The sequence below is a fragment of the Bradyrhizobium sp. CIR48 genome, from assembly GCF_014198315.1.
Lineage (GTDB): Bacteria > Pseudomonadota > Alphaproteobacteria > Rhizobiales > Xanthobacteraceae > Bradyrhizobium.
The window spans coordinates 108,270-128,657 of the sequence record NZ_JACIHG010000007.1; the positions used below are offsets into that span (position 1 = coordinate 108,270).

At 65.0% G+C, this 20,388-nt stretch carries 23 protein-coding genes; 13 read left to right on the forward strand and 10 right to left on the reverse strand.

Translation table 11 applies throughout. The features are described from left to right. Positions 1-54 precede the first annotated feature (54 nt). Complete coding sequence (locus GGD66_RS21925; RefSeq protein ID WP_018322153.1) at positions 55-432, forward strand: hypothetical protein; 378 nt, start codon at positions 55-57, stop codon at positions 430-432. Positions 433-466: 34 nt separating this feature from the next. Here GGD66_RS21925 and GGD66_RS21930 read toward each other — a convergent pair whose 3' ends face one another. After that, complete coding sequence (locus tag GGD66_RS21930) at positions 467-793, reverse strand: GrlR family regulatory protein (protein ID WP_179734347.1); 327 nt, start codon at positions 791-793, stop codon at positions 467-469. Between the two features lie 171 nt (positions 794-964). Then, on the reverse strand, positions 965-2,254 hold the full coding sequence (locus tag GGD66_RS21935; protein ID WP_246788955.1) for an alpha/beta hydrolase: 1,290 nt from the start codon (positions 2,252-2,254) through the stop codon (positions 965-967). A gap of 352 nt (positions 2,255-2,606) precedes the next feature. Here GGD66_RS21935 and GGD66_RS21940 point away from each other — a divergent pair, with 352 nt between their 5' ends. Beyond that, positions 2,607-3,974 (forward strand): APC family permease, encoded by a 1,368-nt coding sequence (locus GGD66_RS21940; protein ID WP_183258994.1) that lies wholly within the window; start codon positions 2,607-2,609, stop codon positions 3,972-3,974. A 2-nt stretch (positions 3,975-3,976) separates the two neighbouring features. Beyond that, the gene (locus tag GGD66_RS21945) at positions 3,977-5,191 is read left to right on the forward strand and encodes a hypothetical protein (RefSeq protein ID WP_183258995.1); all 1,215 of its coding nucleotides are present in this window, start codon (positions 3,977-3,979) and stop codon (positions 5,189-5,191) included. Here the strand turns inward: GGD66_RS21945 and GGD66_RS42245 are convergent, their stop codons facing one another. Next, positions 5,192-5,431, reverse strand: coding sequence for a hypothetical protein (locus GGD66_RS42245; protein WP_183258996.1), 240 nt, complete (start codon positions 5,429-5,431; stop codon positions 5,192-5,194). A gap of 92 nt (positions 5,432-5,523) precedes the next feature. Further along, entirely contained in the window at positions 5,524-5,862 is a 339-nt protein-coding gene (yidD, locus tag GGD66_RS21955) for a membrane protein insertion efficiency factor YidD (protein ID WP_179734355.1), read from the reverse strand. 247 nt (positions 5,863-6,109) lie between these two features. Between yidD and GGD66_RS21960 the strand changes: the two genes are divergently transcribed. Continuing rightward, positions 6,110-7,009, forward strand: a complete 900-nt coding sequence (locus tag GGD66_RS21960) for a hypothetical protein (RefSeq protein WP_179734357.1) — start codon at positions 6,110-6,112, stop codon at positions 7,007-7,009. 67 nt (positions 7,010-7,076) lie between these two features. Here the strand turns inward: GGD66_RS21960 and GGD66_RS21965 are convergent, their stop codons facing one another. Beyond that, entirely contained in the window at positions 7,077-7,532 is a 456-nt protein-coding gene (locus tag GGD66_RS21965) for an iron-sulfur cluster assembly scaffold protein (protein WP_018322160.1), read from the reverse strand. Between the two features lie 237 nt (positions 7,533-7,769). Here GGD66_RS21965 and folE point away from each other — a divergent pair, with 237 nt between their 5' ends. The 4 genes from folE (at position 7,770) to GGD66_RS21985 (ending at position 11,566) form a co-directional block, all read left to right on the forward strand. Continuing rightward, on the forward strand, positions 7,770-8,462 hold the full coding sequence (gene folE, locus GGD66_RS21970; protein ID WP_018322161.1) for a GTP cyclohydrolase I FolE: 693 nt from the start codon (positions 7,770-7,772) through the stop codon (positions 8,460-8,462). A gap of 83 nt (positions 8,463-8,545) precedes the next feature. Continuing rightward, positions 8,546-8,968, forward strand: coding sequence for a phosphoribosyl-AMP cyclohydrolase (hisI, locus tag GGD66_RS21975; protein ID WP_183258997.1), 423 nt, complete (start codon positions 8,546-8,548; stop codon positions 8,966-8,968). A 177-nt stretch (positions 8,969-9,145) separates the two neighbouring features. Next, positions 9,146-10,225: a lytic transglycosylase domain-containing protein gene (locus tag GGD66_RS21980; RefSeq protein WP_183258998.1), complete on the forward strand. Its 1,080-nt coding sequence runs from the start codon at positions 9,146-9,148 to the stop codon at positions 10,223-10,225. Between the two features lie 165 nt (positions 10,226-10,390). Next, positions 10,391-11,566: a DUF2336 domain-containing protein gene (locus GGD66_RS21985; protein WP_183258999.1), complete on the forward strand. Its 1,176-nt coding sequence runs from the start codon at positions 10,391-10,393 to the stop codon at positions 11,564-11,566. 154 nt (positions 11,567-11,720) lie between these two features. Here the strand turns inward: GGD66_RS21985 and GGD66_RS21990 are convergent, their stop codons facing one another. The 3 genes from GGD66_RS21990 to GGD66_RS22000 all read right to left on the reverse strand — a co-directional run bounded on the left by GGD66_RS21990 (position 11,721) and on the right by GGD66_RS22000 (position 13,751). After that, entirely contained in the window at positions 11,721-12,299 is a 579-nt protein-coding gene (locus GGD66_RS21990; RefSeq protein ID WP_018322165.1) for an Hpt domain-containing protein, read from the reverse strand. Between the two features lie 28 nt (positions 12,300-12,327). Further along, positions 12,328-12,873 (reverse strand): response regulator, encoded by a 546-nt coding sequence (locus GGD66_RS21995; RefSeq protein WP_008549760.1) that lies wholly within the window; start codon positions 12,871-12,873, stop codon positions 12,328-12,330. 98 nt (positions 12,874-12,971) lie between these two features. After that, on the reverse strand, positions 12,972-13,751 hold the full coding sequence (locus tag GGD66_RS22000) for an NAD kinase (RefSeq protein WP_018322166.1): 780 nt from the start codon (positions 13,749-13,751) through the stop codon (positions 12,972-12,974). A 249-nt stretch (positions 13,752-14,000) separates the two neighbouring features. Between GGD66_RS22000 and GGD66_RS22005 the strand changes: the two genes are divergently transcribed. After that, entirely contained in the window at positions 14,001-15,569 is a 1,569-nt protein-coding gene (locus tag GGD66_RS22005) for a S10 family peptidase (protein ID WP_183259000.1), read from the forward strand. On the opposite strand, the gene GGD66_RS22010 is transcribed toward GGD66_RS22005, so the two are convergent. Then, entirely contained in the window at positions 15,559-16,944 is a 1,386-nt protein-coding gene (locus GGD66_RS22010; protein WP_183259001.1) for a serine hydrolase, read from the reverse strand. The two genes, GGD66_RS22005 and GGD66_RS22010, sit on opposite strands and share 11 nt — an antisense overlap. Before the next feature lie 107 nt (positions 16,945-17,051). After that, the gene (locus tag GGD66_RS22015) at positions 17,052-17,594 is read right to left on the reverse strand and encodes a tetratricopeptide repeat protein (RefSeq protein WP_183259002.1); all 543 of its coding nucleotides are present in this window, start codon (positions 17,592-17,594) and stop codon (positions 17,052-17,054) included. Positions 17,595-17,844: 250 nt separating this feature from the next. On the opposite strand from GGD66_RS22015, the gene GGD66_RS22020 reads away from it, so the two are divergent. The 4 genes from GGD66_RS22020 to GGD66_RS22035 all read left to right on the forward strand — a co-directional run bounded on the left by GGD66_RS22020 (position 17,845) and on the right by GGD66_RS22035 (position 20,385). Beyond that, on the forward strand, positions 17,845-18,252 hold the full coding sequence (locus GGD66_RS22020) for a His-rich protein BRANT (RefSeq protein ID WP_183259003.1): 408 nt from the start codon (positions 17,845-17,847) through the stop codon (positions 18,250-18,252). Positions 18,253-18,464: 212 nt separating this feature from the next. Next, entirely contained in the window at positions 18,465-18,899 is a 435-nt protein-coding gene (locus tag GGD66_RS22025) for a hypothetical protein (RefSeq protein ID WP_018322171.1), read from the forward strand. A 286-nt stretch (positions 18,900-19,185) separates the two neighbouring features. Continuing rightward, the gene (locus tag GGD66_RS22030) at positions 19,186-19,893 is read left to right on the forward strand and encodes an outer membrane protein (RefSeq protein ID WP_183229926.1); all 708 of its coding nucleotides are present in this window, start codon (positions 19,186-19,188) and stop codon (positions 19,891-19,893) included. Positions 19,894-20,142: 249 nt separating this feature from the next. Beyond that, positions 20,143-20,385: a DUF6719 family protein gene (locus GGD66_RS22035; protein WP_018322173.1), complete on the forward strand. Its 243-nt coding sequence runs from the start codon at positions 20,143-20,145 to the stop codon at positions 20,383-20,385. Positions 20,386-20,388 lie beyond the last annotated feature (3 nt).

The window sequence follows — 20,388 nt, forward strand, 5'->3', positions numbered from 1 at the left end:
CGCGCGCGGGAGCGCTAGAACGCCGGTCATGGGGACCAAAGAGAGTTGACTGAAATGAGGATGATTCTGGCGGTTGCCGCGGTGCTCTATTCAGCCTCCGCGTTTGCGCAAGCCGACAAGCCACCGATGGTGGGGGACAAGCCCTTGGTGCAGGTCAAGCCCAAGGGGACGAAGGAGGCAGCGGCCAAGCCGGCCGCAGCGGCGAAGGGCAAGCCGCAATCGATCGCGGCCCGGCTCCAGGCCTGCCTCGAGCTCGACGACGGCACCAAGGACCGCCTCAATTGCTACGACGCGGTGATCGCGCCGGCGCCGAAGCCGAAGCCGGCGAAGGCCAAGGGCTACGCCGATTGCCGCTTCTTCAAGGAAGAGGACGAGCGGCTGGCTTGCTTCAACGGCTTCGCCGAGAGCATTCCGAAGCTGCCCAAGAGCTAGTACTGACAAGAGCTCATCGTAGACGAGCTGAAGCTCAGTCGCTGATCCGGCTCAGCACGGCCCGGAAGGCAACGCCCGGCGCCTGCAGCGCGTTGCCCTCGAATTCGGCGTTGTCGCCGTCCTCCCGGCCGGCGAGCGCCAGCGTGATCCGGTCGGTGCCGAACAGAGCCTTGAAGGAGGGGTCGTCGTTGTAGCGCTGGGTCGAGATCTTGACCTTGATGCTGTCGCCTTCGCCCTGATAGGTGCCGATGAAGGCGAACGCGGAATTGCCCCCGCGCATCTTGCCATCCATCACATAGACGACGCCGCAGCCCGTTCCATGAACGGTATGGAAGTCGACCTTGTACAATCCCTGACGCACTGCCTGTCCCCACCGAATTCCAATCGCAAACTGGCCGGCAAACTATGAGCCTTGCGGGCGGAAGCAATCCGGTGGCACCCGGGGATGTCGGCCATCAACATTACATTTTGATCAGAGCCTGAGGGAATTGCAGGCAATGCAGCCGGACACCGGCTGGACCAACATCCAAACCTATCGGCTCGATGCGCCGGAACTGGTGGCGGCCACGCGGGTCAGCGCCAGCGCCGGCGTCGCCGACATCTTCACCAGCACATCCTTGAGTGGATCCCGCGTCCAGGCGCGGGTGACGTAGTCGCGATGGGTGATGCCGTCGCCGGTCTCGACGAACACCACGCTGCCGGGACGCAAGGGGCCGTCCATGTCCTCTGCGACGCTGATGCCCTTCTGCCGGAGCATGCTCATCAGCTCGCGATCGCGCCGCGCGGTGTGGCGGGTGTAGGCGCTGACGAAGAAGCCGGAACGGTGGTTCTCGATCCAGGACGCGAACTTGTCCATCTCGCCATAGACGGCGTCGAGCAGCACGACGCCGCGGACGCGGTCGCTGATGCCGCCGACCTCGAGGCTCCAGGCCGTCGGCAGGAAGCCGCCGCTGTAGCCGACGATCACGATCGGCATGTTGGCGAAGGCGCGGGCGCTGTTGGGATCGCCGGTGACGCGGGCAAGGTGGTCGGCCGATTCCGCCATGAAGCGCTTGAAGCCGCCAGGTTGCCAGAACTTGCCGGCGCTGGAATCGGCGGCATCGACGGCCATCTGCGGGGCGAGCAGCACGGCATTGGCGCCGGAATCGGTGATCTGCTTCGGCACTAGCTGGCGATCACGCACGTCGCGTTCGAGCGTTGCGCCATTGCCGTGGAAGAACACCACGATCACGCCGGGCTTGCGGACGTCGAAATGCTCGGGCACGTGCATCAGCACGCGGCTGTCATTGTAGGTCTCGTCCTGCCAGAACACGCGACCGGAATAGCTGCGATGGCCGCGGCGGTCGCCCTTGGCGACGTCGAGGAACGGCGCGTCGGAGGCGGGGTTGTTGCCGAAATAGGGGAAGGCCGACGACTTCATGCTGACGAGCGTCGTCAGGTCGTCGCGGGGCGAACGCTTGTAGGGGACCTGCGGCTCGAGCGAAGCGACCTTGTAGGGGGCCTGCTCCGGGGGCGGTTGCTGCACGGCCCGCTTCGGCGAGAAGTCCGACATCTGCCGCTGCAGAAAACTCTCGCTCGCCGAGGGGAAGCGCTCCCCGAATTGCGGGGCGGGGAAGCGATCCTCGAACGTGTCGCCGCTCGCGACTTGCTGATTTGTCTTCGCGACGACCTGAACATTGGCCTGCGAATTCGCCGCGAGGGCCGCCGGATTGGGCGCCTTGCCGCATTGAACCAGTGTCAGCGAAAGCGGCACCAAGGTTGAGATCAGGCCGACCCGGAGCGCATGACCGCGCGCACCGGACGACGGCCGGTCGGCACGCATGTCAGCTCTCAATTTCGGAACGGCCCCGACCATCCACCCATGACCCCAAAGTCACGTCCATCGGCGTATTAAGAGACAATTGAGCCGACCGGCGTTTAGGTGACGTTAAGCGTCCGGAGAACTTCCCCACATCCGGAACGCTCAAAAGGACCATGCAATCGTGTCCTGATTGTGGGGGAGGGGGACGGGCTTTCCCGGGGCTGGCGCAGCTTTGGCGCTTGGGAGCAGAATAAGCGGTGCTCAAATACCCACTTCCGTCGCCTCATTTAGCCCTTGTTAACCCTGCTTGAATTGACTGGGCCAACCTGCACGATGCGCCCATGAGGCACGACGCCTGAGGTTAAGGACCCCGATGACGGCATCAAATGCGGGAACCGCGCCCTGGACTGGCCGGCTGACCGGAAGCGGGACCGGGGTCTCAGTTCTGGTCGCAACCGCCATCGTCGTGGCCGACATGATCGGGGTCGGCGTCTTCACCAGCCTCGGCTTCCAGGTCAAGGACATCCCGTCCGGCTTCTCGATCCTGCTGCTGTGGACCGTCGGCGGCGTCGTCGCGCTGTGCGGGGTGTTCGCCTATAGCGAGCTCGGGGCGATGTTTCCACGCTCGAGCGGCGAGTACAATTTCCTCGGTCGCGCCTATCATCCCGCCTTCGGCTTTCTCGCCGGCTGGGTGTCGGCGACGGTCGGCTTCGCAGCGCCGGTCGCGCTCGCCGCGATGGCGTTCGGCGAATACGCCAAATCGGTCGTGCCCGATCTGCCGCCGATCCCGCTCGCCATCGCCGTGGTGTGGCTGGTTTCGCTCGTGCAACTGACCGGCGTCAGGCACTCCTCGACCTTTCAGCTGATCGCGACCATCATCAAGGTCGCGCTGATCGTCGCCTTCCTGGTCGCCGGCTTCGTCATCGCTGCCCCGCAACCAATCACGTTCGCGCCGCAGCCGGGCGATCTCGCCCACATCGTCAGCGCGCCGTTTGCGATCGGGCTGGTCTTCGTGATGTATTCGTTCTCGGGCTGGAACGCCGCGACCTACATCATCGGCGAGATGAACATGCCGCAGCGGAATCTGCCGCGCGCGCTGCTGGCGGGCACGCTGATCGTGCTCGTGCTGTACGTCGCGCTGAATGCAGTGTTTCTCCATTCGACGCCGGTCGGTGCGCTTGCCGGTCAGCTCGATGTCGCCAGCGTCGCCGGTAGCGCCATCTTCGGCAGCCTCGGCGGTCGGATCGTCGGCGCGATGATCTGCGTTGGCCTGATCTCCTCGATCAGCGCGATGATGTGGATCGGCCCGCGCGTGATGATGACGATGGGGGAGGACATCCCCGCCTTGCGCGTGTTCTCGAAGCGATCGGCGAGCGGCGCACCGGCCTATGCGATCCTGTTTCAGCTCGCCGTCGCCAATCTGCTGCTGTTCACGCGCAGCTTCGAGGCGGTGCTCGACTTCATCCAGTTCGCACTGTTGTTCTGCTCGTTCTTCACGGTCGCCGGCGTCATCAAGCTGCGCATCACCGATCCCGATTTGCCGAGGCCCTATCGCGCCTGGGGATACCCGTTCACGCCCCTGGTTTTCCTGCTCGTGACTGCGTTCATGATGTACTACCTGTTGACCGAGCGGCCGCTGCAGTCGCTCGCGGGGATGCTCGTCATGCTCTCGGGCCTAGTGATTTATGCTGTTTTCCGCAGGCGGCCGGTCGCCGCTGGCAATTCACACGATCGCGCATAGACATGTTTCGTCCCCTCAGAATTGCGGCCACAGCTCTTGCCCTGCTGGCCGCGGCCGTCTCGTCCGCCCGCGCCGCCGACGCCACCTTCGATGACACCGCGCGCTTCCTCGCGGGCATGCAGCCCTCGGCGGACTCGCCACTGGTGGCGCTCACGAAGGACCCAGGCTGGCAGCGCCACGCAAAATTCTTCGACGGCGCCTTCGCCCAGCTCGAACAGCGCCAGCTCTCCAAGATCCGCGATTGGGCCGACGTCAATCTCGCCGCGCCCCGGCCGACCATGTTCTACATGTTCAGCGGTCCCGATTTTCTCTACGCCAACGCCTTCTATTCCAAGGCCAGCACCTACGTGCTCGGCGCGCTGGAGCCGGTCGGCGCCGTGCCCGATTTGACCCGGCTGCCGCGCGGTTCGATCGGCGCCGCGCTCTACAATGTCGAGCGCTCGCTCGGCTCGATCCTGAGCTTTTCCTTCTTCATCACCAAGCAGATGAAGGTCGACCTGCATACCAACCAGGTCAACGGCACCTTGCCGATCCTTTATGTTTTCCTGGCGCGCTCCGGCAAGACCATCCGCAACGTCGAGATGATCGCGCTCGACGACAAGGGGGGCTTGCGTGTCGGCGACGACAATCCGGGGCGTAACGCGACGCGGGGCGTTCGCATCACCTTCGCCGGCAGCGACGGGGAAACGCGCACGCTGTATTATTTCTCGACCGATCTTTCCAATTCCGGCGCGCGCAACACCGGATTCTTGAAATTCTGCGAGACGCTCGGGCCCGGCAACAGCCTGCTCAAGAGCGCGTCCTATCTCATGCACTCCGGAAACTTCACCGTCGTTCGCGACTGGTTGCTTGCCAACAGCGCCACCATCATCCAGGACGATTCCGGCATTCCGCTTGCGAACTACGGCGCGCGGCAATGGCGTTTCTTCCCGTTCGGCCGCTATCTCGGGCCGATCGACGAATTCCCCGGCCGCTACCAGGAGCGCTACGCCGAGTTGTTCACCCGGGCCCAGCCGATCGATTTCGGCGTCGGCTACCGCTGGCGGATGCACGAATCCAATTTGCTGCTGGCGGTGAGGGTGCCGGGCACCGAAACGGCGCCGGGCGGGGAGGCCACCTCGTCGGCCGATCCGACGCCGAAACCGCCGCGTCCAAAACGGCTGCGGCCGCCCGAGCCGATCCCGCCGCCGCCCGGGCGCTTTTACTGGTTCCGATAATCACCAGTGCACGCTCTGGCTCGGCACGATGAACGCAGTCGTGCTCGGCGCGGTGGCTAAACTCGTCGCCAGATACCAGCCGGAGCCAAGCACGAGCGCCAGCAAGGCGACGATCGCGAGCAGGTCCAAGGATCTGGGGTCGTGGTGCCGCCTGGAGCCGGGGGTGGGCCCAGGCCTGAAGTGAGAAAGCCCGAAGTGAAAAGGCCTAAAGTGAAGATGAGGGCTGATTTTCCAGCGCATTGTTGTTTCCTCCCGGGGGAGCATCAAAACAACGCGGGAAGAACCCTTACGGTTCCCCTCAGGCCACCGATGCTCAGAGCATCGCCGTACTCTCAGGATGCATTGACGCCGCGCCAACGGCCGTAGCGCCAGGGCAGATACCAGTGTGCGCCTGGCGGTGCGGTGAGCGGTACATTGTCGATGCCCGACGTGCCGAACGGATTGCAGCGGAGCAGGCGCGCGAGCGTCATCCAGCCGCCGGCCCAGAGACCGAAGCGTTCGATCGCCTCGTCGCCATAGACGGAGCAGGTCGGCAGATGCCGGCAATTGTAACCAACCAGGGGCGACAGCGTGTGCCGGTAGAGCCAGATCAGCGCACGGCCGAATCTGCGCGGGAGCCGGAGCACATCTTCGACCGGACTGGAACAATGCTCGCAGGCTGAATGCTTCATGGGCGCTTTGCTGCAATGTTGATCGAGGTGTTGCACAGTTCCGGCGCAGGGAACTGTAAGCTGTTGTTTGCGCGCCATATTTTGCGTGCTTTTTGGGAGCAGTGCAGCAAGTAGCTGTGGACGATCTGTATTCCCACGGATACCATTTTTGTGACGTCCATGTGTAGAAACATACGCCTGTATGATGGACTCAGAGGGCGCTACCAAGGATTGTTGGGGACCTTAGGGGCTTGGGGAAGGAACCAGATTGAGACTTCTGAACTCCCTTAATCTTCGCGGCTGGTTGCTGGTGGGAACCGCCGTCTGTGGAGTCGTGCTGGCTGGCGCCGTCGCGACACTCGGGTCATCGGCTCGCGCGGGTGTTGCTCTCGAAGAGCGCAAGCTGCCGATGAAGTTCAACTGGATTGCCTGCGAGCCGAACTGCCGCGGCTGGGTCAGCGCGGTCGGCATCATCACCGCTGACACACCGAAGGATTTCGAGGAGTTTTCCCGCGGACGCCAGCTCGGCGGCGCCACCGTGGTGCTCGATTCCAGCGGCGGTTCCGTCAACGACGCGATCACCCTCGGCCGACGTTTCCGCAATCTCGGACTCCTGACCACGGTCGGCGTAAGTCTCCGCGGCGGGCAGTCTGGCCGCCCGGCGGTTGCGCCAGAGGCCTATTGCGAATCCATGTGCGTGTTCCTGCTGCTGGCCGGCAAGAAGCGTTACGTGCCGGAAGCTGCCCACGTCCGCGTCCATCAGATCTGGATGGGCGACCGCGCCGACGATGCGAAGGCGGCGAGCTACAGCGCGCAGGACCTGATGATCGTCGAACGCGACATCGGCCGGCTCGCCAAATACACCTTCGACATGGGCGGAGCCGGCGATCTGCTGTCGCTCGCGCTCAGCGTGCCGCCCTGGGAAGACCTGCATGAGCTGGACGCCGGCGAGCTCAAGCTCACCAATCTCGTGACGACCGATCTCGTCGCCGACGTGCTGCCGCATGTGGACATCTCCGCGCCGGCAATGGCCGAGCTTGCGCCGAAGACGCAGGCGAGGTTCGGCGCGGAACCGGAGCAGTCGCAAGCTGCCAAGTCGACCAAGACGGCGGAAGCCCTGGTGCCGACCGGTGGCGTGGCCGCGCCGGCTCCGGCGACGCAGAAGTAAGCTTTGAAATCTTGATCATGATTCCGGGTTCGTCGCTTGGCGACGCCCCGGAATGACCTGGGGAAGTTCAGCCCTGCGCCGCAGCCGGCTGCTTGGCCTTGGCTTCGATCTGGCCAATGGCGTCGACCACCGCATCGAAGGTCAGGAGCGTCGAGGCGTGCCGCGCCTTGTAGTCGCGGACCGGCTCGAGGAACTTGATCTCCTCCCATTTGCCTTCAGGAGGCGCACCGTTCTCCTTCAGCATCTTGCGAACAGTTTCGCGTAACTCACGGAGTTCGCTCGCAGTCGAGCCGACGATGCGACTTGCCATGATGGATGAGGAGGCTTGTCCGAGCGCGCAGGCCTTCACGTCATGGGCGAAGTCGGTGACCCTGTCGCCCTCCATCTTGAGATCGACCTTCACGGTCGAGCCGCACAGCTTGGAGTGGGCGGTGGCGGAGGCATCGGGGTCGGGCAGCCGTCCGAGGCGCGGAATATTCCCGGCCAATTCGATGATCCGCTTGTTGTAGATGTCGTTCAGCATGTGATGGGGTCCAGCACTTCCGCATCGGATCGGCCTTGGCGGGCGCCGTCCACGGTCCTATATAGGGTCGGAACTGGCGGAAAAACAGTCCAGCGGCGGTGGCGACAGGCCATGCGGCCGACGGGAGAGAGTGAGGACCTTTTTCGCCGGGTTCAACTGTTCTCTTCAGGCGTCCGGCGGCATGCCGCCCCGTCTGCCGGTGACACTCCGGCCGAAAGGCCGTCGAACGGAGTAGACATGGACGCGACCATCAAATCCATCCGCCCCAACAAGCCCTCCGACCGGCAGCCCGAGAGCCGCCCGGCCGAGCTTGACCCTGCCGAATTCCTCGCGGCCGCCGTCCGCGCCGATCAGCCGCGCCCGGCGCGTGCCGAGGCCGAACAGGCGGTGAAGACGTTGCTCGCCTATATCGGCGAGAACACCGAGCGCGAGGGCCTGCTCGACACGCCGCGCCGCGTGGTCGAGGCTTTCGACGAGCTCTATCAGGGCTATCACCAATGCCCGGCCGAAGTGCTCGACCGCACCTTTGGCGAGACCGCGGGCTATGACGATTTCGTCCTGGTGCGCGACATCGAGTTCACCTCGCAGTGCGAGCATCACATGATGCCGTTCTACGGCAGGGCGCACATCGCCTATACGCCGGTGGAACGTGTTGTCGGCCTGTCCAAGCTCGCCCGCCTCACCGACATCTTCGCCCGCAGGCTCCAGACCCAGGAGCATCTGACGGCGCAGATCGCGGCTGCAATCGACGAGGTCCTCAAGCCGCGCGGCGTCGCGGTGCTGATCGAGGCCGAACATACCTGCATGTCGGTGCGCGGCGTCGCCAAGCATGGCGCCTCCACCTTCACCAGCCGCTTCACCGGCATGTTCCGCGACAACCCGGCGGAGCAAGCCCGTTTCCTGTCCCTGGTGCGAGGCCTGCAGCGCTGACCTCGCAAAGCTCTGTTGTTTGAGCATGATCTTTTCGGAAAACCGCTTCACACTTTTCCGGATCATGCTCTAGCGAGGTCGCTGTGTCCGCCCACTCCCATGAGATCGAGGAAGGCCTGTCCTTCCTGCCCCGGTTCGACGCGAGCGGCCTCGTGACCTGCGTCGCGACCGACGTCGCCTCCGGTGACGTGCTCATGGTCGCGCACATGAACGAGGAGGCGCTGCGCAAGACGATCGCGACCGGCGAGGCCTGGTACTTCAGCCGCTCGCGCAATGCCTTGTGGCGAAAAGGTGAGACCTCGGGTCAGACCCAGCGCGTGATCGAGATGCGCACCGATTGCGACCAGGACGCAGTCTGGATCCGTGTCGAGCAGATCGGCGCTGCCTGCCACACCGGGCGAAGGTCGTGCTTTTATCGCAAGGTCGAGGCCGAAGGCGGCGGGGCGAAGCTGGTCTTCGCCGATGCAGAGCGGCTGTTCGATCCGGACGCGGTCTACAAGAAATGACTTTCGTCATTCCGGGGCGGCTCAAAGAGCCGAACCCGGAATCTCGAGATTCTCAGGTGCGCAACTGCGCGCCATAGTTCGCGCTACGCGCGCCCCGGAATGACTCGGAGAGCGGTCGCCCCCGAATTAACCCCGCATTAACCATACCTGTCCCACGGTGAGACGACGGGCGCCGAATTGCCGGCGCTGCTCAACGCCGCGCGGGGCGGGCACATCATCATGTCGGTCGACAATTCCAGTGCCACGCAGACGGCGGTTCTCGATCCGTCGCGGGCGCGCGTCGCCGGTGCGATCAAGCAGGCCTCGAATGTTTCAGGCGTCAGCTTCCAGTACATGCTGACCACCGCCAAGATGGAATCGGATTTCGATCCGACGGCGGGAGCCACCACGTCGTCCGCGCACGGGCTCTACCAGTTCATCGACCAGACCTGGCTCGGCACGGTGAAGGAGGCGGGCCCCCAGCTCGGCTATGGCAATTATGCCAACGCGATCTCCAGGACGACGTCGGGCGGCTACGCCGTCGACGATCCCGCGATGAAGCGGTCGATCATGAAGCTGCGCGACGATCCCGAGGCCGCCTCGAGCATGGCGGCGGCGCTGACGCAGTCGAACAGTTTCAAGCTGACGGGCCTGCTCGGGCGCAGGCCGAGCGACAGCGAACTCTACATGGCGCATTTCATGGGCGTCGGCGGCGCCGCAAAACTGATCGCCAATGCCGAGGACAATCCGCAAGCGGTCGGCGCGCGGCTGTTTCCCAATGCGGCATCCGCCAACCGCTCGATCTTCTACGCCAGGGACGGCCGCGCCCGCAGCGTCTCCGAAGTCTATTCGGTGCTGGACGCACGCTACGCCAGCGCGGCCAATTCGAGGACGACCCGCAGCGCGATGGCGATGTACGGCGGCACGCCGTCGACCACGGAGGTTGCGAGCGCGAGCGGCGTGCAGCCCACCGCGCCTGTTGTCGACAACGCCGCCTATCTCCAGACCTTCCCGAACACACGTGCGGTGACGCCCGTCAGTGCGACATCGCCGACGACGGTCGCGGACAATGCCCCGACCACGCCGGTGTTTCGTTCGATCTATCAGCCCGGCGATGCCACGCAGCCGGTCTCGACCACAGTGCAGAAATTGTGGGGCAACAACGCCTCGCTCACGTCGGTCGCACCAGCGACCTCAGTTGCATCCGCGACGCCGGATGTGCGTCCGCCGCAGCCGCTCGATCTGTTCAGCGATCGCAGCGGCACGTTCTCGAGCTGACCCCGCTCTCGTGTCCCGGACGCGCTGCAGCGCCTCTGTTCCCTTAACAAAACGTCAATAAAACCAGCCAGTTATGGTGAACGCTTTGTTAAGCGTCGTGGTTTATTTTGTGTTGCAGGTGACGAGCCGTCACCATTTTCGTTTGTTGTGTAAGCCGGAAGCAGCATGATTGTTCGGCAGTTCATCAATTGGATCAGGACGGCGCCCGCCGGCGAGCGGGCCGAGGCAACACGGGCGTTGGCCCGGGCCTGGCTGATATCAGATCTTTCGGCCGACGACCGCCTCGCCGCCGAAGGCGCGCTTCTGATGCAGCTCGACGATCCCTCGCCGCTGGTGCGGCAGGCGATGGCCGAGGCTTTTGCGCGCAGCACGGATGCGCCGGCCTCGATCGTGCGGGCGCTGTCGGCGGACCAGCCGACCGTCGCGCTACCCGTGCTCGAACATTCCCCGCTGCTGATCGATGCCGATCTCGTCGACATCGTCGCGACCGGCAATGACGAGGTGCAATGCGCGGTCGCACGCCGCATCGCGCTGCCGGTCTCGGTCTGCGCCGCCATCGCCGAAGTCGGCTGCGCGGCGGCCGCGCTGGAGCTGATCGAAAATCCCAACGCCGAGCTTGCACCATTCTCCTGGGACCGCATCGTCGAGCGCCACGGCCATCTCGCCGCGATCCGCGAGGCGATGCTGGTGCTGGACGATCTGCCGTCCGCAACGCGTGCCGCGCTGGTGGCGAAGCTCTCCGAGACGCTGGCGCAATTCGTCGTGGCGCGGAACTGGCTCAGCGCCGACCGCGCCGAACGCATCGCGCTCGAGGCGCGCGACCGCTCCACCATGAACATCGCATCGCGCTCGCGCGGCGAGGACATGCAGGGTCTGGTGCGGCACCTGCGCATCACCGGCCAGCTCACGGCGGGCCTCATCCTGCGGGCGCTGTTGTCGAGCAATCTCGACCTGTTCGACGCGGCGCTGGCCGAGCTCGCCGACCTGCCGCTGGCGCGCGTCACCGCGCTGCTGCACGACCGCGGCGGCAACAGCCTGCACGCGCTGCTGCGCCGCGCCGGGCTTCCCGAGGCGACGTTCGCGGCGTTCCAGGTCGCGCTCGATGCCTGCCACGAGCAGGGCTTCGTCGACAGCGACGACGGCGCGGTGCGGCTGCGTCGGCGCATGGTCGAGCGCGTGCTCACCCATTGCGAGACCGACCGCGGCGTCACCGAGCCGCTGATGGTCCTGCTGCGCCGCTTCGCCACGGAGTCCGCGCGGGAGGAGGCAAGGCTGTTCTGCGACGAGCTGGTCGCGGATGATACGATCGATCCGCTGTATGGCGATCTGATTGCCGCGTAGCGAGCTGCCGTAGGGTGGGCAAAGGCGCACAGCGCCATGCCAACGACCTATCAGTATGATTCGAGATGAATCGTGGGCACGCTTCGCTTTGCCCACTCTACGATGCTGCCCGTGTGGATGGAGCAGCCTCCCACGAGATGAAAAAGACGGGCCTTTACTCCGCCGGCGCGATGCTCGGCGCCAGGATCACCTCGAGATGCTCGGGGCGGTCGCGGTTGACCTGGGTAAGATAATCGTCGGCGACCTTGCGCAGGCGGCGGCTGAGCTCGGCGGAGACGCTGATGCTGTCGAGCCTGGTGTTCTCGTGCACGATGGCGAGGATGGCGTTGATGTGGTGCGTGAACAATTCGGCCGGCACCTTTTCCAGATCAGGCGCGTGCTCGATGACGCGGCACAGGCTCTCGGCGATTCCGGCTGCGGCCGGATAGCCGAAGGTCGCGGCGTCGCCCTTGATGTCGTGCGCGGCGCGGAACAGCTCGTCGCGGCGCTCCTTGGTGAAGCCGTCATTGCGGATGGCGACATAGGCGGCCGACAGACGGTTGACCTCGGTCGTCATCCAATCCTTGAACTCGCCGGACAGGCCCGCGAGCGCCTGCTCGGCGCGACCGATCGGATCGTCCATGTCCTTGTCTTCGACCCGGCGCAGGACTTTCCGCAGCGGGTTGGGCTGCGTGATGATCTGATGCGTGGCGAAGGCCGTGACCTCGATGTCCTTTGCGCTGTTCTTCGCCATGATGCCTGCCTCGTCTGAAGACGTTGCGCTAGATGGATGAGCGGGCCTTGTCGAGCAGCGAGGGCTGCTGGAGCACCTCGTGCTTTTCGCCGACGCGGCGCTCGGGGCCCATATAGGCGGAATTGGTGTTGCGGCGCCGGTCCGGCCCGAAATAGGTCTTGGTCTTGATGAAGGGGCGGGGATTGGCGACCACGTTGAGGATGCGCTGATAGAGCCCCTTGGCCGAGATCGGCTTGGCCAGGAATTCGGTGACGCCGGCATCGCGCGCCACGGTGACGCGGCGCTTCTCGGAATGGCCGGTCAGCATGATGATCGGCGCGTAGGGGTTGCCCTTGGATTCCGGCTGCCGGATCATCTGCGCCAGCTCGAGCCCGTCGAAGATCGGCATTGCCCAGTCGGTGATGACGATGTCAGGCACGTAATGGCTGTACATTTCCAGCGCGGTGGCGCCGTCCTCGGCCTCATAGACCTCGCGCGCGCCGAAGGAATGCAGCAGCGTCCGCAGGATGCGGCGCATGTGCGGATTGTCGTCGCAGACGAGGAAGCGCAGCTTGTTGAAGTCGATACGGAACATGACGCCCGGGCCAAAGCGGTCAACCTTCGTTAACCATATCGTGGCGAGGGTTAACGAAGGGTTGCGACCGGGCTCCCGCAGCGTGCGGGGGCAGGGGCTCAGTAGCCGAACTGCTCGCGCAAAATGCGTTCTTCCAGGCTGTGGCCGGGGTCGAACAGCATGCGCATCGAGATGCTCTTGTCGGACAGGACCTCGACCCGCCGGACCCTGCGGACCTCCTCATGGTCGGCGACGGCCGCGACCGGACGCTTGTCGTCCTCCAGCACCTCGATCACGACATAGGCGGTGTTGGGCAGCAGCGCCCCGCGCCAGCGGCGCGGGCGGAAGGCGCTGATCGGGGTCAGTGCCAGAAGGGCGGCGTTGATCGGCAGGATCGGTCCCTGCGCCGACAGATTGTAGGCCGTCGAACCGGCCGGCGTTGCCACGATGATGCCGTCGGCGATCAGCTCGGGCATGCGCTCGCGCTCGTCGATCAGGATCCGCAGGCGCGCCGCCTGCGAGGTCTGCCGGAACAGGTAGACCTCGTTGATGGCGTGGTGCAAATGGACGCGGTCATTGACGTCGGTTGCACGCATCAGGAGCGGATTGATCTCGGATTCATGCGCCGTCTCGAGCCGCGTGCGCAGATCGTGCGTCGCGTATTCGTTCATCAGGAAGCCGACGGTGCCGCGATGCATGCCGTAGATCGGCTTTCCCGTGCGCATGTTCTGGTGCAGCGTCTGGAGCATCAGCCCGTCGCCCCCGAGCGCGACCACGACGTCGGCCTCCCTGGGGTCGCAATTGCCATAGTCCCTGGTGAGCTGGCTGAAGGCGGTCTGCGCCTCGCTGCTCGGGCTGGCGACGAAGGCGATGCGTTCGTATCGCTGGGGCTTGGTCATGGCTTGTCGGGCAGGCCGCTGGCTGGAGGAAGTTCCGCCGGGCTCGTCTATACGAGGTGGCCCTGCATTGTCGAGGATGACCGGGTCTCAAGGCAAACGGGCGATTGTCGATCCGGAGAACAAAACGGGTTGATTTGAGCCGTCCCGGGCGCCTTACTTGCCCATCGGGCCGGTGATCCCGCAAAGCGTCGCAATTCCGCGCTAGCTTTGATGCGCACCGGCTGTGACAGCCGGGCAGGGAGAACGATCATGTTCACGATCTTGCCGACGCTGCGACGAACCGGGCTCGCGCTGGCCGTGTCCGCGGCCGCGCTCGCGAGCGTCGCGCGCGCGGATGATCCGCCGCAGCCGCGCTCCGAGGCGGCATCGCCAGCGGCACAGAAGGGTGGGCGCGCCACCAATCCGCAAAGCGCGACGCAGGCCTCGCCGTCCGCGGCCGAGCCGCACCGTCTCCCCGCGGATTCGACCACGAAGCAGACGCTGGATCTGCCCGGCCGCACCCTCAATTTCGCCGCGACCGCCGGCTCCATCCGCGTGTTCGACGGCAAGGGCGAGCCGCTGGCCGACATCGCCTATACCTCCTACCAGCTCGACGGCGCCGACCGCGCCACGCGCCCGGTCACGTTCCTGTCCAATGGCGGGCCCGGCGCCTCCTCGGCGTGGCTCCAGTTCGGCGCGGCCGGTCCATGGCGGCTGCCGCTCGACGGCGAAGCGCTGTCGCCCTCGGCCTCGCCCGAGGTGAAGCCGAACGCGGAGACCTGGCTCGACTTCACCGATCTCGTCTTCATCGATCCCGTCAGCACGGGCTACAGCCGCTTCATCGCGAGCGGCGAGGACGCACGAAAATCGTTCTACTCCGTCGACGGCGACGTCAACGCGATCGCGCTGGTGATCCGCCGCTGGCTCGAGAAGCACGACCGCCTGACCTCGCCGAAATACGTCGCGGGCGAGAGCTATGGCGGCATTCGCGGGCCGAAGGTCGTGCGCCAGTTGCAGCTCCAGCACGGCGTCGGCGTCAAGGGCCTGATCCTGGTGTCGCCGCTCTTGGATTTCCGCGAGTTCACCGGCACCAGCCTCCTGCAATATGTCGCGACGCTGCCGAGCTATGTGGCGGTGGCGCGCGAGGCAAAAGGGCCGGTCAAGCGCGCCGATCTCGCCGACGTCGAGGCTTACGCGCGCGGCGAATTCCTGGCTGACCTCGTCAAGGGCGAGGCCGACAAGGAGGCCACCAATCGTCTTGCCGACAAGGTCGCCGCGCTTACCGGCATCGACCAGGCGGTGAGCCGCCGGCTCGCCGGCCGTTTCGACGTCGGTGAATTCCGTCGCGAATTCGACCGCAAGAACGGCAAGGTGACGGGACGTTACGACGCCTCCGTGCGCGGCTTCGATCCCTATCCGGATTCGAGCAGCTCGCGGTTCGGCGACCCCTCAGGCGACGCGCTCCAGGCGCCGCTGACGAGCGCCGCGGTCGATGTCCTCACGCGCAAGCTCAACTGGCGGCCCGACGGCTCCTATGAAGTCCTGAACGGCAGTGTGGAAGGTCACTGGGATTTCGGCCGTGGCATCAACCCGCCGCAATCGGTATCCGAGCTGCGCCAGATCCTCGCCACCGACGCGAAACTGAACGTGCTGGTCGCGCACGGCCTGTTCGACCTTGCCACGCCCTATTTCGGAACGAAGCGGGTCCTCGATCAGATGCCGGCCTTCGCGACGCAGCGCGTGAAGTTCGCCGTCTATCCCGGCGGTCACATGTTCTATTCGCAAGGCGGCTCGCGGCAGGCGTTTCGCAGCGAGGTCGAGGCGCTGATCAGGGAATAGGCCGGCGTTTGCGCGGCGGATAGCGGCGCGCGATCTCCTTCGCCACGACGCTCGCAGGCTTGACGTTGGCGCCGGCGATCCAGACCTCGCTGATCCTGCCACGCTTGTCGCGGATCCGGCGCACCGGCTCGCCATGACTGGAATAGCCCGCAGCCCAGGCGAGTTTGCCGGTGTCGCGGCCGGTGACCTCGATCTCGGCGGCATCCATGAACGGATTGTTGAATTGCGGATTGGCGACGAGCACGCGGTTGCCTATCGGCACGAGGTCGCTCGCGCCCCAGATCGTCCACCAGCGGCCGGTCCAGTCGCGCAGGCGACGGTCGGCCGTGCCGCGCGTCTTGAACACGCGCAAGATCTGCATCGCGCCGTCCATCCAGAACGGCGCCGCGCCGTCGATGGAGTTGCTGAGGATGCTGATCGTGAGCTCGCAAGCGGGGATGGCGCAGGTTCGGGAGATGTAGCCCTGAAAGCCGCCGCCATGGCCGAACCAGTCCCAGCCGTCGGTCTTGCCGGCGTTGACGCCGAGGCCGTAATAGCCCTCGAAGCTCTGCGGGATACGCCAATGGTGTCGCGTCATCTCGCGGCGGCTCGCGACCGAGAGCACGCTCTTCTTCGCATTGGGCGCAAGCTGCGCGAAGAAGCGTGCGGTGTCGCCGGCAGTCGCAACGAAGCCGGCGGCGGACGCCATCGCCTGGGCGGGATTGTCGCCGGGGATCACGCATCGCTCGCCGAATGGCAGCTTTCGTGTGTGGCCGCGCGCGAACGACGCGCCTTTGGGCAGCGGCGCGTCCGGCTCAGTTGCGCGCAGGCCCGCAGGCTCGACGATCTCGCGCTTGATCCAGGCTGAGTAGGGCTGCTTGGTCACCGCCTCGATGACGAGGCCGAGCAGGCCAAAGCCGTGATTGGAATATTTGAAGCGGGTGCCGGGCTCGATCGCGGTCGGCAGCTTCAATTCCGCAAGCAACTCTTTCGCGTTGAGATAGGAACGGCGGTCGATGAACTGGCCGGAATCGGCGCCGTCGCGCGTCAGACCCGCGCTGTGCGAGAGCACCTGTGCAATCGTGGTCTCGGCGACGCGCGGATGCAGCCCGCCGACATATTGGCCGACCGTGTCGTCGAGCCGGAGCTTGCGCTGCTCGCGCAGCTTCATGATGCCGGCCGAGGTGAAGGTCTTGGAATGGGAGGCGATGCGGAAGCGGTGGCGCGGGGTGAGCTTCTCGCCGGTGTCGAGATTGGCAAGGCCGAACGCATGCTCGGCGACGATCTCGCCGCGATGGGCGAATGCGACGATGACGCCTGGCTGCTGGATCGTCGTCAGTTGGAATTCGATCCAGGAGCCGATGTAGTCGATCGCGGATCGCAGCCACGGGTCCATTGCACACCAATTTAGTGGGAAAATCGATGCGAGAGGCTAGCCGAGAAAGCCGAACGGGCACAACCGAAAGGTTGTGCCCGTTCGCTGCGTTCGAAGATGCGATTGTCTTAGTAGACGAGCGTCGCGCCGGTTGGCTTGTCGAGCGCCGTGGCGAGCGAGCGATACTCGGAGCTGTCGGTGCCGGCGAGCGAGGCGATCTTGTTCAGATGATACTGCGCCTGTTCGCGATTGCCCTGCTCGAGCTGCCAGAGGCCGTAATACTGCCAGGTGCGGACGTGGTTCGGATCGTCCTTCAGCGCCAGCTCGTAATAGACCTTCGACGACTGGTAGTCGCCGAGCTTGCGATAGGAGTAGCCGATCAGGTTGGCGACGTCGGCGACGTCGTCGCGCTTGAGCGACTTCAACCGATCGATCGCGCCGGTGTAGTCGTGGTTGTCGTAGATCGCGGTATAGGCGGTGCGATAGGCGGCGAGGAATTTGGGATCGCTGACCGAAGAGCTCTTCTTCTTGCCCTTCTTGGACGAGGAGTCCGACTTCGGCGGCGGCGAGGGCTCGTCACTGCCGGCGGCATAGGCGCTGGACAGCACCGGCGCGGTCGCCAGCGACATGGCGACCAATCCCGGCACGACAAGCATTGAGAGTTTGCGCATCTAAATTCTCCCGTATGGAACGTGGCGATCCTACACGATTGCCCGAAGACCGGAACACCCGTCTGGCGAAAACATTCCCGCTCCGCACGATCTATTCGACAGGGCGCGGATGACAAACTTGTCATCCAGATGAACGGAAGCCTGCAGGGGACTTCAGACAGGGTTCAGCGCGCCGCCCCTAGGCTCCCACCCACGATCGAAGGGTAGGCGAGAGGGCGCCGCCTGAAGATCCTTCCAAGAGGAGACCACCATGCTGAAGACCATTTCCGCAGCCTTGCTCGCAGCTTCCGTGATCGCAGCCCCGGCCTTCGCTGCCGAGGCCGGCAAGACCACTACGGCCCCGGTGATCAAGGCGGACCAGAGCCAGACCAAGGCCTCGACCACCGCCGCGAAACCGGACACCGGCATCAAGGCCGATGCCAAGGCGGTCGATGCCAAGACCGACGCGAAGGCCGGCGACGTCAAGCCCGCCGACGTCAAGGCGGACGCCAAGGTGGATAGCAAGTCGAAGGCGCTGAATGCCAACGCAGCGGTCACGTCCGACGAGCACAAGACCGTGCGCACCCATCGCCACCACCACAAGCATCTGTCGGCGAAGAAATCGCTGAAGGCGCAGCCGGACCTGACCAAGCCGGCAACCACCGACAAGCGCAGCTAACGACTGATCCTCTCGCGGCGGCATCCCAAGCATTGCCCCGCCGCCGCGTCAGGACGTCAGGCCCGGCCCGTCGTCTCGGCGCCTTGCGCGAAAGCGAAAGACGCCGGCGGCGGGACGGTGCGTGCGTCGCAAAGCCCCGGGGACGCGAATTCCCTTTGCGCGACCTTGCGGCTAGAACGTCCCCTTAGTCTGTTCGAGCGGGAGCGGGATCTGTGGGGCGATTGGCGAAACGTGCGGCGAGCCTGGCATCGGTCCTGTTGTTGCCGCTGGCGCTCGCGGCATGTTTCGGCAGCGACGGTGATCGTCCAACCATCATCGGTGGGACCCAGGCCGGAGGGCCGCAGCCGTTTCCGGACAATTTCCGCGGCGACATCCCGGCCCTGATGCGCACCTATCTGAACAACCCGGTCGGCGTGCGTGAGGCCAGCATGGCCGAGCCGGTCCAGCGCGAGGTCGGCGGCCGGCAGTTCTATGTGAGCTGCCTGCACTTCACCCCGCGCGAGACCGATGGCAGCTACAAGGCCATGCGGGAACGCGCTGTGATCTTCGTCAACGGACGCGCGGACCGCGTCGTCGACCGCACGAGCGAGCTCTGCGCCGGCGCGGTTTACGTACCCTTTCCGGAACTCGAAAAGATGACGCGGTAGCGCAAAGCCCGTCTTCATCGCCGGGTGCTAGAACGATACTGCCGGAGCCGCGGGATCACATTTCGGCGAGCTTTGAACGGGGCGGTTTGACCTCGCGACAAATTGTTACGGCAGGTGCTGCGCAGACGACAAGAATAGTCGGTGCAGGACGACGGGACGGAACAAAATCGCGTTGTTGCCCCTCCGTCACAGTCACGAGCGATCAACGTTCCGGCATCGCCGCGAAGCAACCCAATTCACGCCACGTTGTTTCCTGAGTGTCGTAAATGAAAGAACGGGGATGATCATGAAATCGATTTTGCTGGGTGCAGCTGCTCTGCTTGCGCTGGCCGCGCCGGCGGCAGCCGCGGACATGCAGCCGCGCACCTACGCCAAGGCCCCGGCCTATACGCCGCCGCAGCTGATTTATAACTGGACCGGTTTTTACATCGGCGGCCATGTCGGCGGCGCGTTTGCCGGTGACAGCAGCTTCCAGTCCAGCGACGCCCGCTTCCTCGGCGGCGTGCAGGGCGGCTTCGACTACCAGTTCGCGCCCAACTGGGTGGTGGGTATCGAGGCCCAGTATTCCTGGCTGCCGACCAACAACAACGGTGTCACGTTCCCGGCGGGCACGCAGGTGACCTCCAACACCGACCAGCTCGGGTCGGTGACCGGCCGCGTCGGCTACACCTGGGGTCCGGCGCTGCTCTACGCCAAGGGCGGTTACGCCTGGCGCAATGGCGGCCTGGGCGTCAATGTCGCAGGCGTGCCGCAGGGCTTCACCACCACCGGCAACAGCAAGGACGGCTACACCGTCGGCGCCGGCCTCGAATACATGTTCGCGCCGAGCTGGTCGGCCAAGGCCGAGTACCAGTACTACAATTTCGGCAGCACCACCTTCACCTCCGGCCCGGCCGACATCGTCGGCGTTCGCGGCCGGGAAGACGAGCATACCGTCAAGGTCGGTGTGAACTACCGCTTCGGCTGGGGCGGTCCGGCAGCCTCGCGCTACTGACCCTCCACCGCGACCACGCTCTGGAAAGGCCGGCTCTGCCGGCCTTTCGTTTGTCAGCCTCTTGCCTGTCGGCCCCATGTTTGCTTTGCATGAACCATCTGGCGCGTCATTTGCAGGAAAACATTCCGGCGGGCGCCTTCTCACGCGCGTCATGGGACTTGGGTAAAGCAAAAATAATTTTTGCCGCTTACGGAACTCGCGCTCCGGAAAGCGTTATATGAGAATTACCGGGCTGGTGGGACGACGGACATGCGTATCTTGGTGTCGGCGGTGGTGCTCTCGTGCTTTATCTGCCTGCCGTGCTCTGCACAGACAATCCTCAAATCCGAGCCTTTGATGCTGGCACCTTACGAGGTGGCTTTCGTCAAGGACGCGTCCTGCCCGTCGGGCAAGGTGCTCAAGGTCACCGGCGCGATCCGCGGGCTGCATCGCCGCAAGGCCTGCGTGGCGCTGGCCGGTGAGCAGGCCTCGCTGGCAACCGCAACGCCCTGATCG

What these genes read in the sequence shown, in the direction of transcription:
- GGD66_RS21925 (WP_018322153.1), top strand. Translation starts at nt 55, where the DNA reads ATGAGGATGATTCTGGCGGTTGCCGCGGTGCTCTATTCAGCCTCCGCG.
- GGD66_RS21935 (WP_246788955.1), bottom strand. Translation starts at nt 2,254, where the DNA reads ATGCGTGCCGACCGGCCGTCGTCCGGTGCGCGCGGTCATGCGCTCCGG.
- GGD66_RS21940 (WP_183258994.1), top strand. Translation starts at nt 2,607, where the DNA reads ATGACGGCATCAAATGCGGGAACCGCGCCCTGGACTGGCCGGCTGACC.
- GGD66_RS21945 (WP_183258995.1), top strand. Translation starts at nt 3,977, where the DNA reads ATGTTTCGTCCCCTCAGAATTGCGGCCACAGCTCTTGCCCTGCTGGCC.
- GGD66_RS42245 (WP_183258996.1), bottom strand. Translation starts at nt 5,431, where the DNA reads ATGCGCTGGAAAATCAGCCCTCATCTTCACTTTAGGCCTTTTCACTTC.
- yidD (WP_179734355.1), bottom strand. Translation starts at nt 5,862, where the DNA reads ATGAAGCATTCAGCCTGCGAGCATTGTTCCAGTCCGGTCGAAGATGTG.
- GGD66_RS21965 (WP_018322160.1), bottom strand. Translation starts at nt 7,532, where the DNA reads ATGCTGAACGACATCTACAACAAGCGGATCATCGAATTGGCCGGGAAT.
- folE (WP_018322161.1), top strand. Translation starts at nt 7,770, where the DNA reads ATGGACGCGACCATCAAATCCATCCGCCCCAACAAGCCCTCCGACCGG.
- GGD66_RS21985 (WP_183258999.1), top strand. Translation starts at nt 10,391, where the DNA reads ATGATTGTTCGGCAGTTCATCAATTGGATCAGGACGGCGCCCGCCGGC.
- GGD66_RS21990 (WP_018322165.1), bottom strand. Translation starts at nt 12,299, where the DNA reads ATGGCGAAGAACAGCGCAAAGGACATCGAGGTCACGGCCTTCGCCACG.
- GGD66_RS21995 (WP_008549760.1), bottom strand. Translation starts at nt 12,873, where the DNA reads ATGTTCCGTATCGACTTCAACAAGCTGCGCTTCCTCGTCTGCGACGAC.
- GGD66_RS22000 (WP_018322166.1), bottom strand. Translation starts at nt 13,751, where the DNA reads ATGACCAAGCCCCAGCGATACGAACGCATCGCCTTCGTCGCCAGCCCG.
- GGD66_RS22005 (WP_183259000.1), top strand. Translation starts at nt 14,001, where the DNA reads ATGTTCACGATCTTGCCGACGCTGCGACGAACCGGGCTCGCGCTGGCC.
- GGD66_RS22010 (WP_183259001.1), bottom strand. Translation starts at nt 16,944, where the DNA reads ATGGACCCGTGGCTGCGATCCGCGATCGACTACATCGGCTCCTGGATC.
- GGD66_RS22015 (WP_183259002.1), bottom strand. Translation starts at nt 17,594, where the DNA reads ATGCGCAAACTCTCAATGCTTGTCGTGCCGGGATTGGTCGCCATGTCG.
- GGD66_RS22020 (WP_183259003.1), top strand. Translation starts at nt 17,845, where the DNA reads ATGCTGAAGACCATTTCCGCAGCCTTGCTCGCAGCTTCCGTGATCGCA.
- GGD66_RS22030 (WP_183229926.1), top strand. Translation starts at nt 19,186, where the DNA reads ATGAAATCGATTTTGCTGGGTGCAGCTGCTCTGCTTGCGCTGGCCGCG.
- GGD66_RS22035 (WP_018322173.1), top strand. Translation starts at nt 20,143, where the DNA reads ATGCGTATCTTGGTGTCGGCGGTGGTGCTCTCGTGCTTTATCTGCCTG.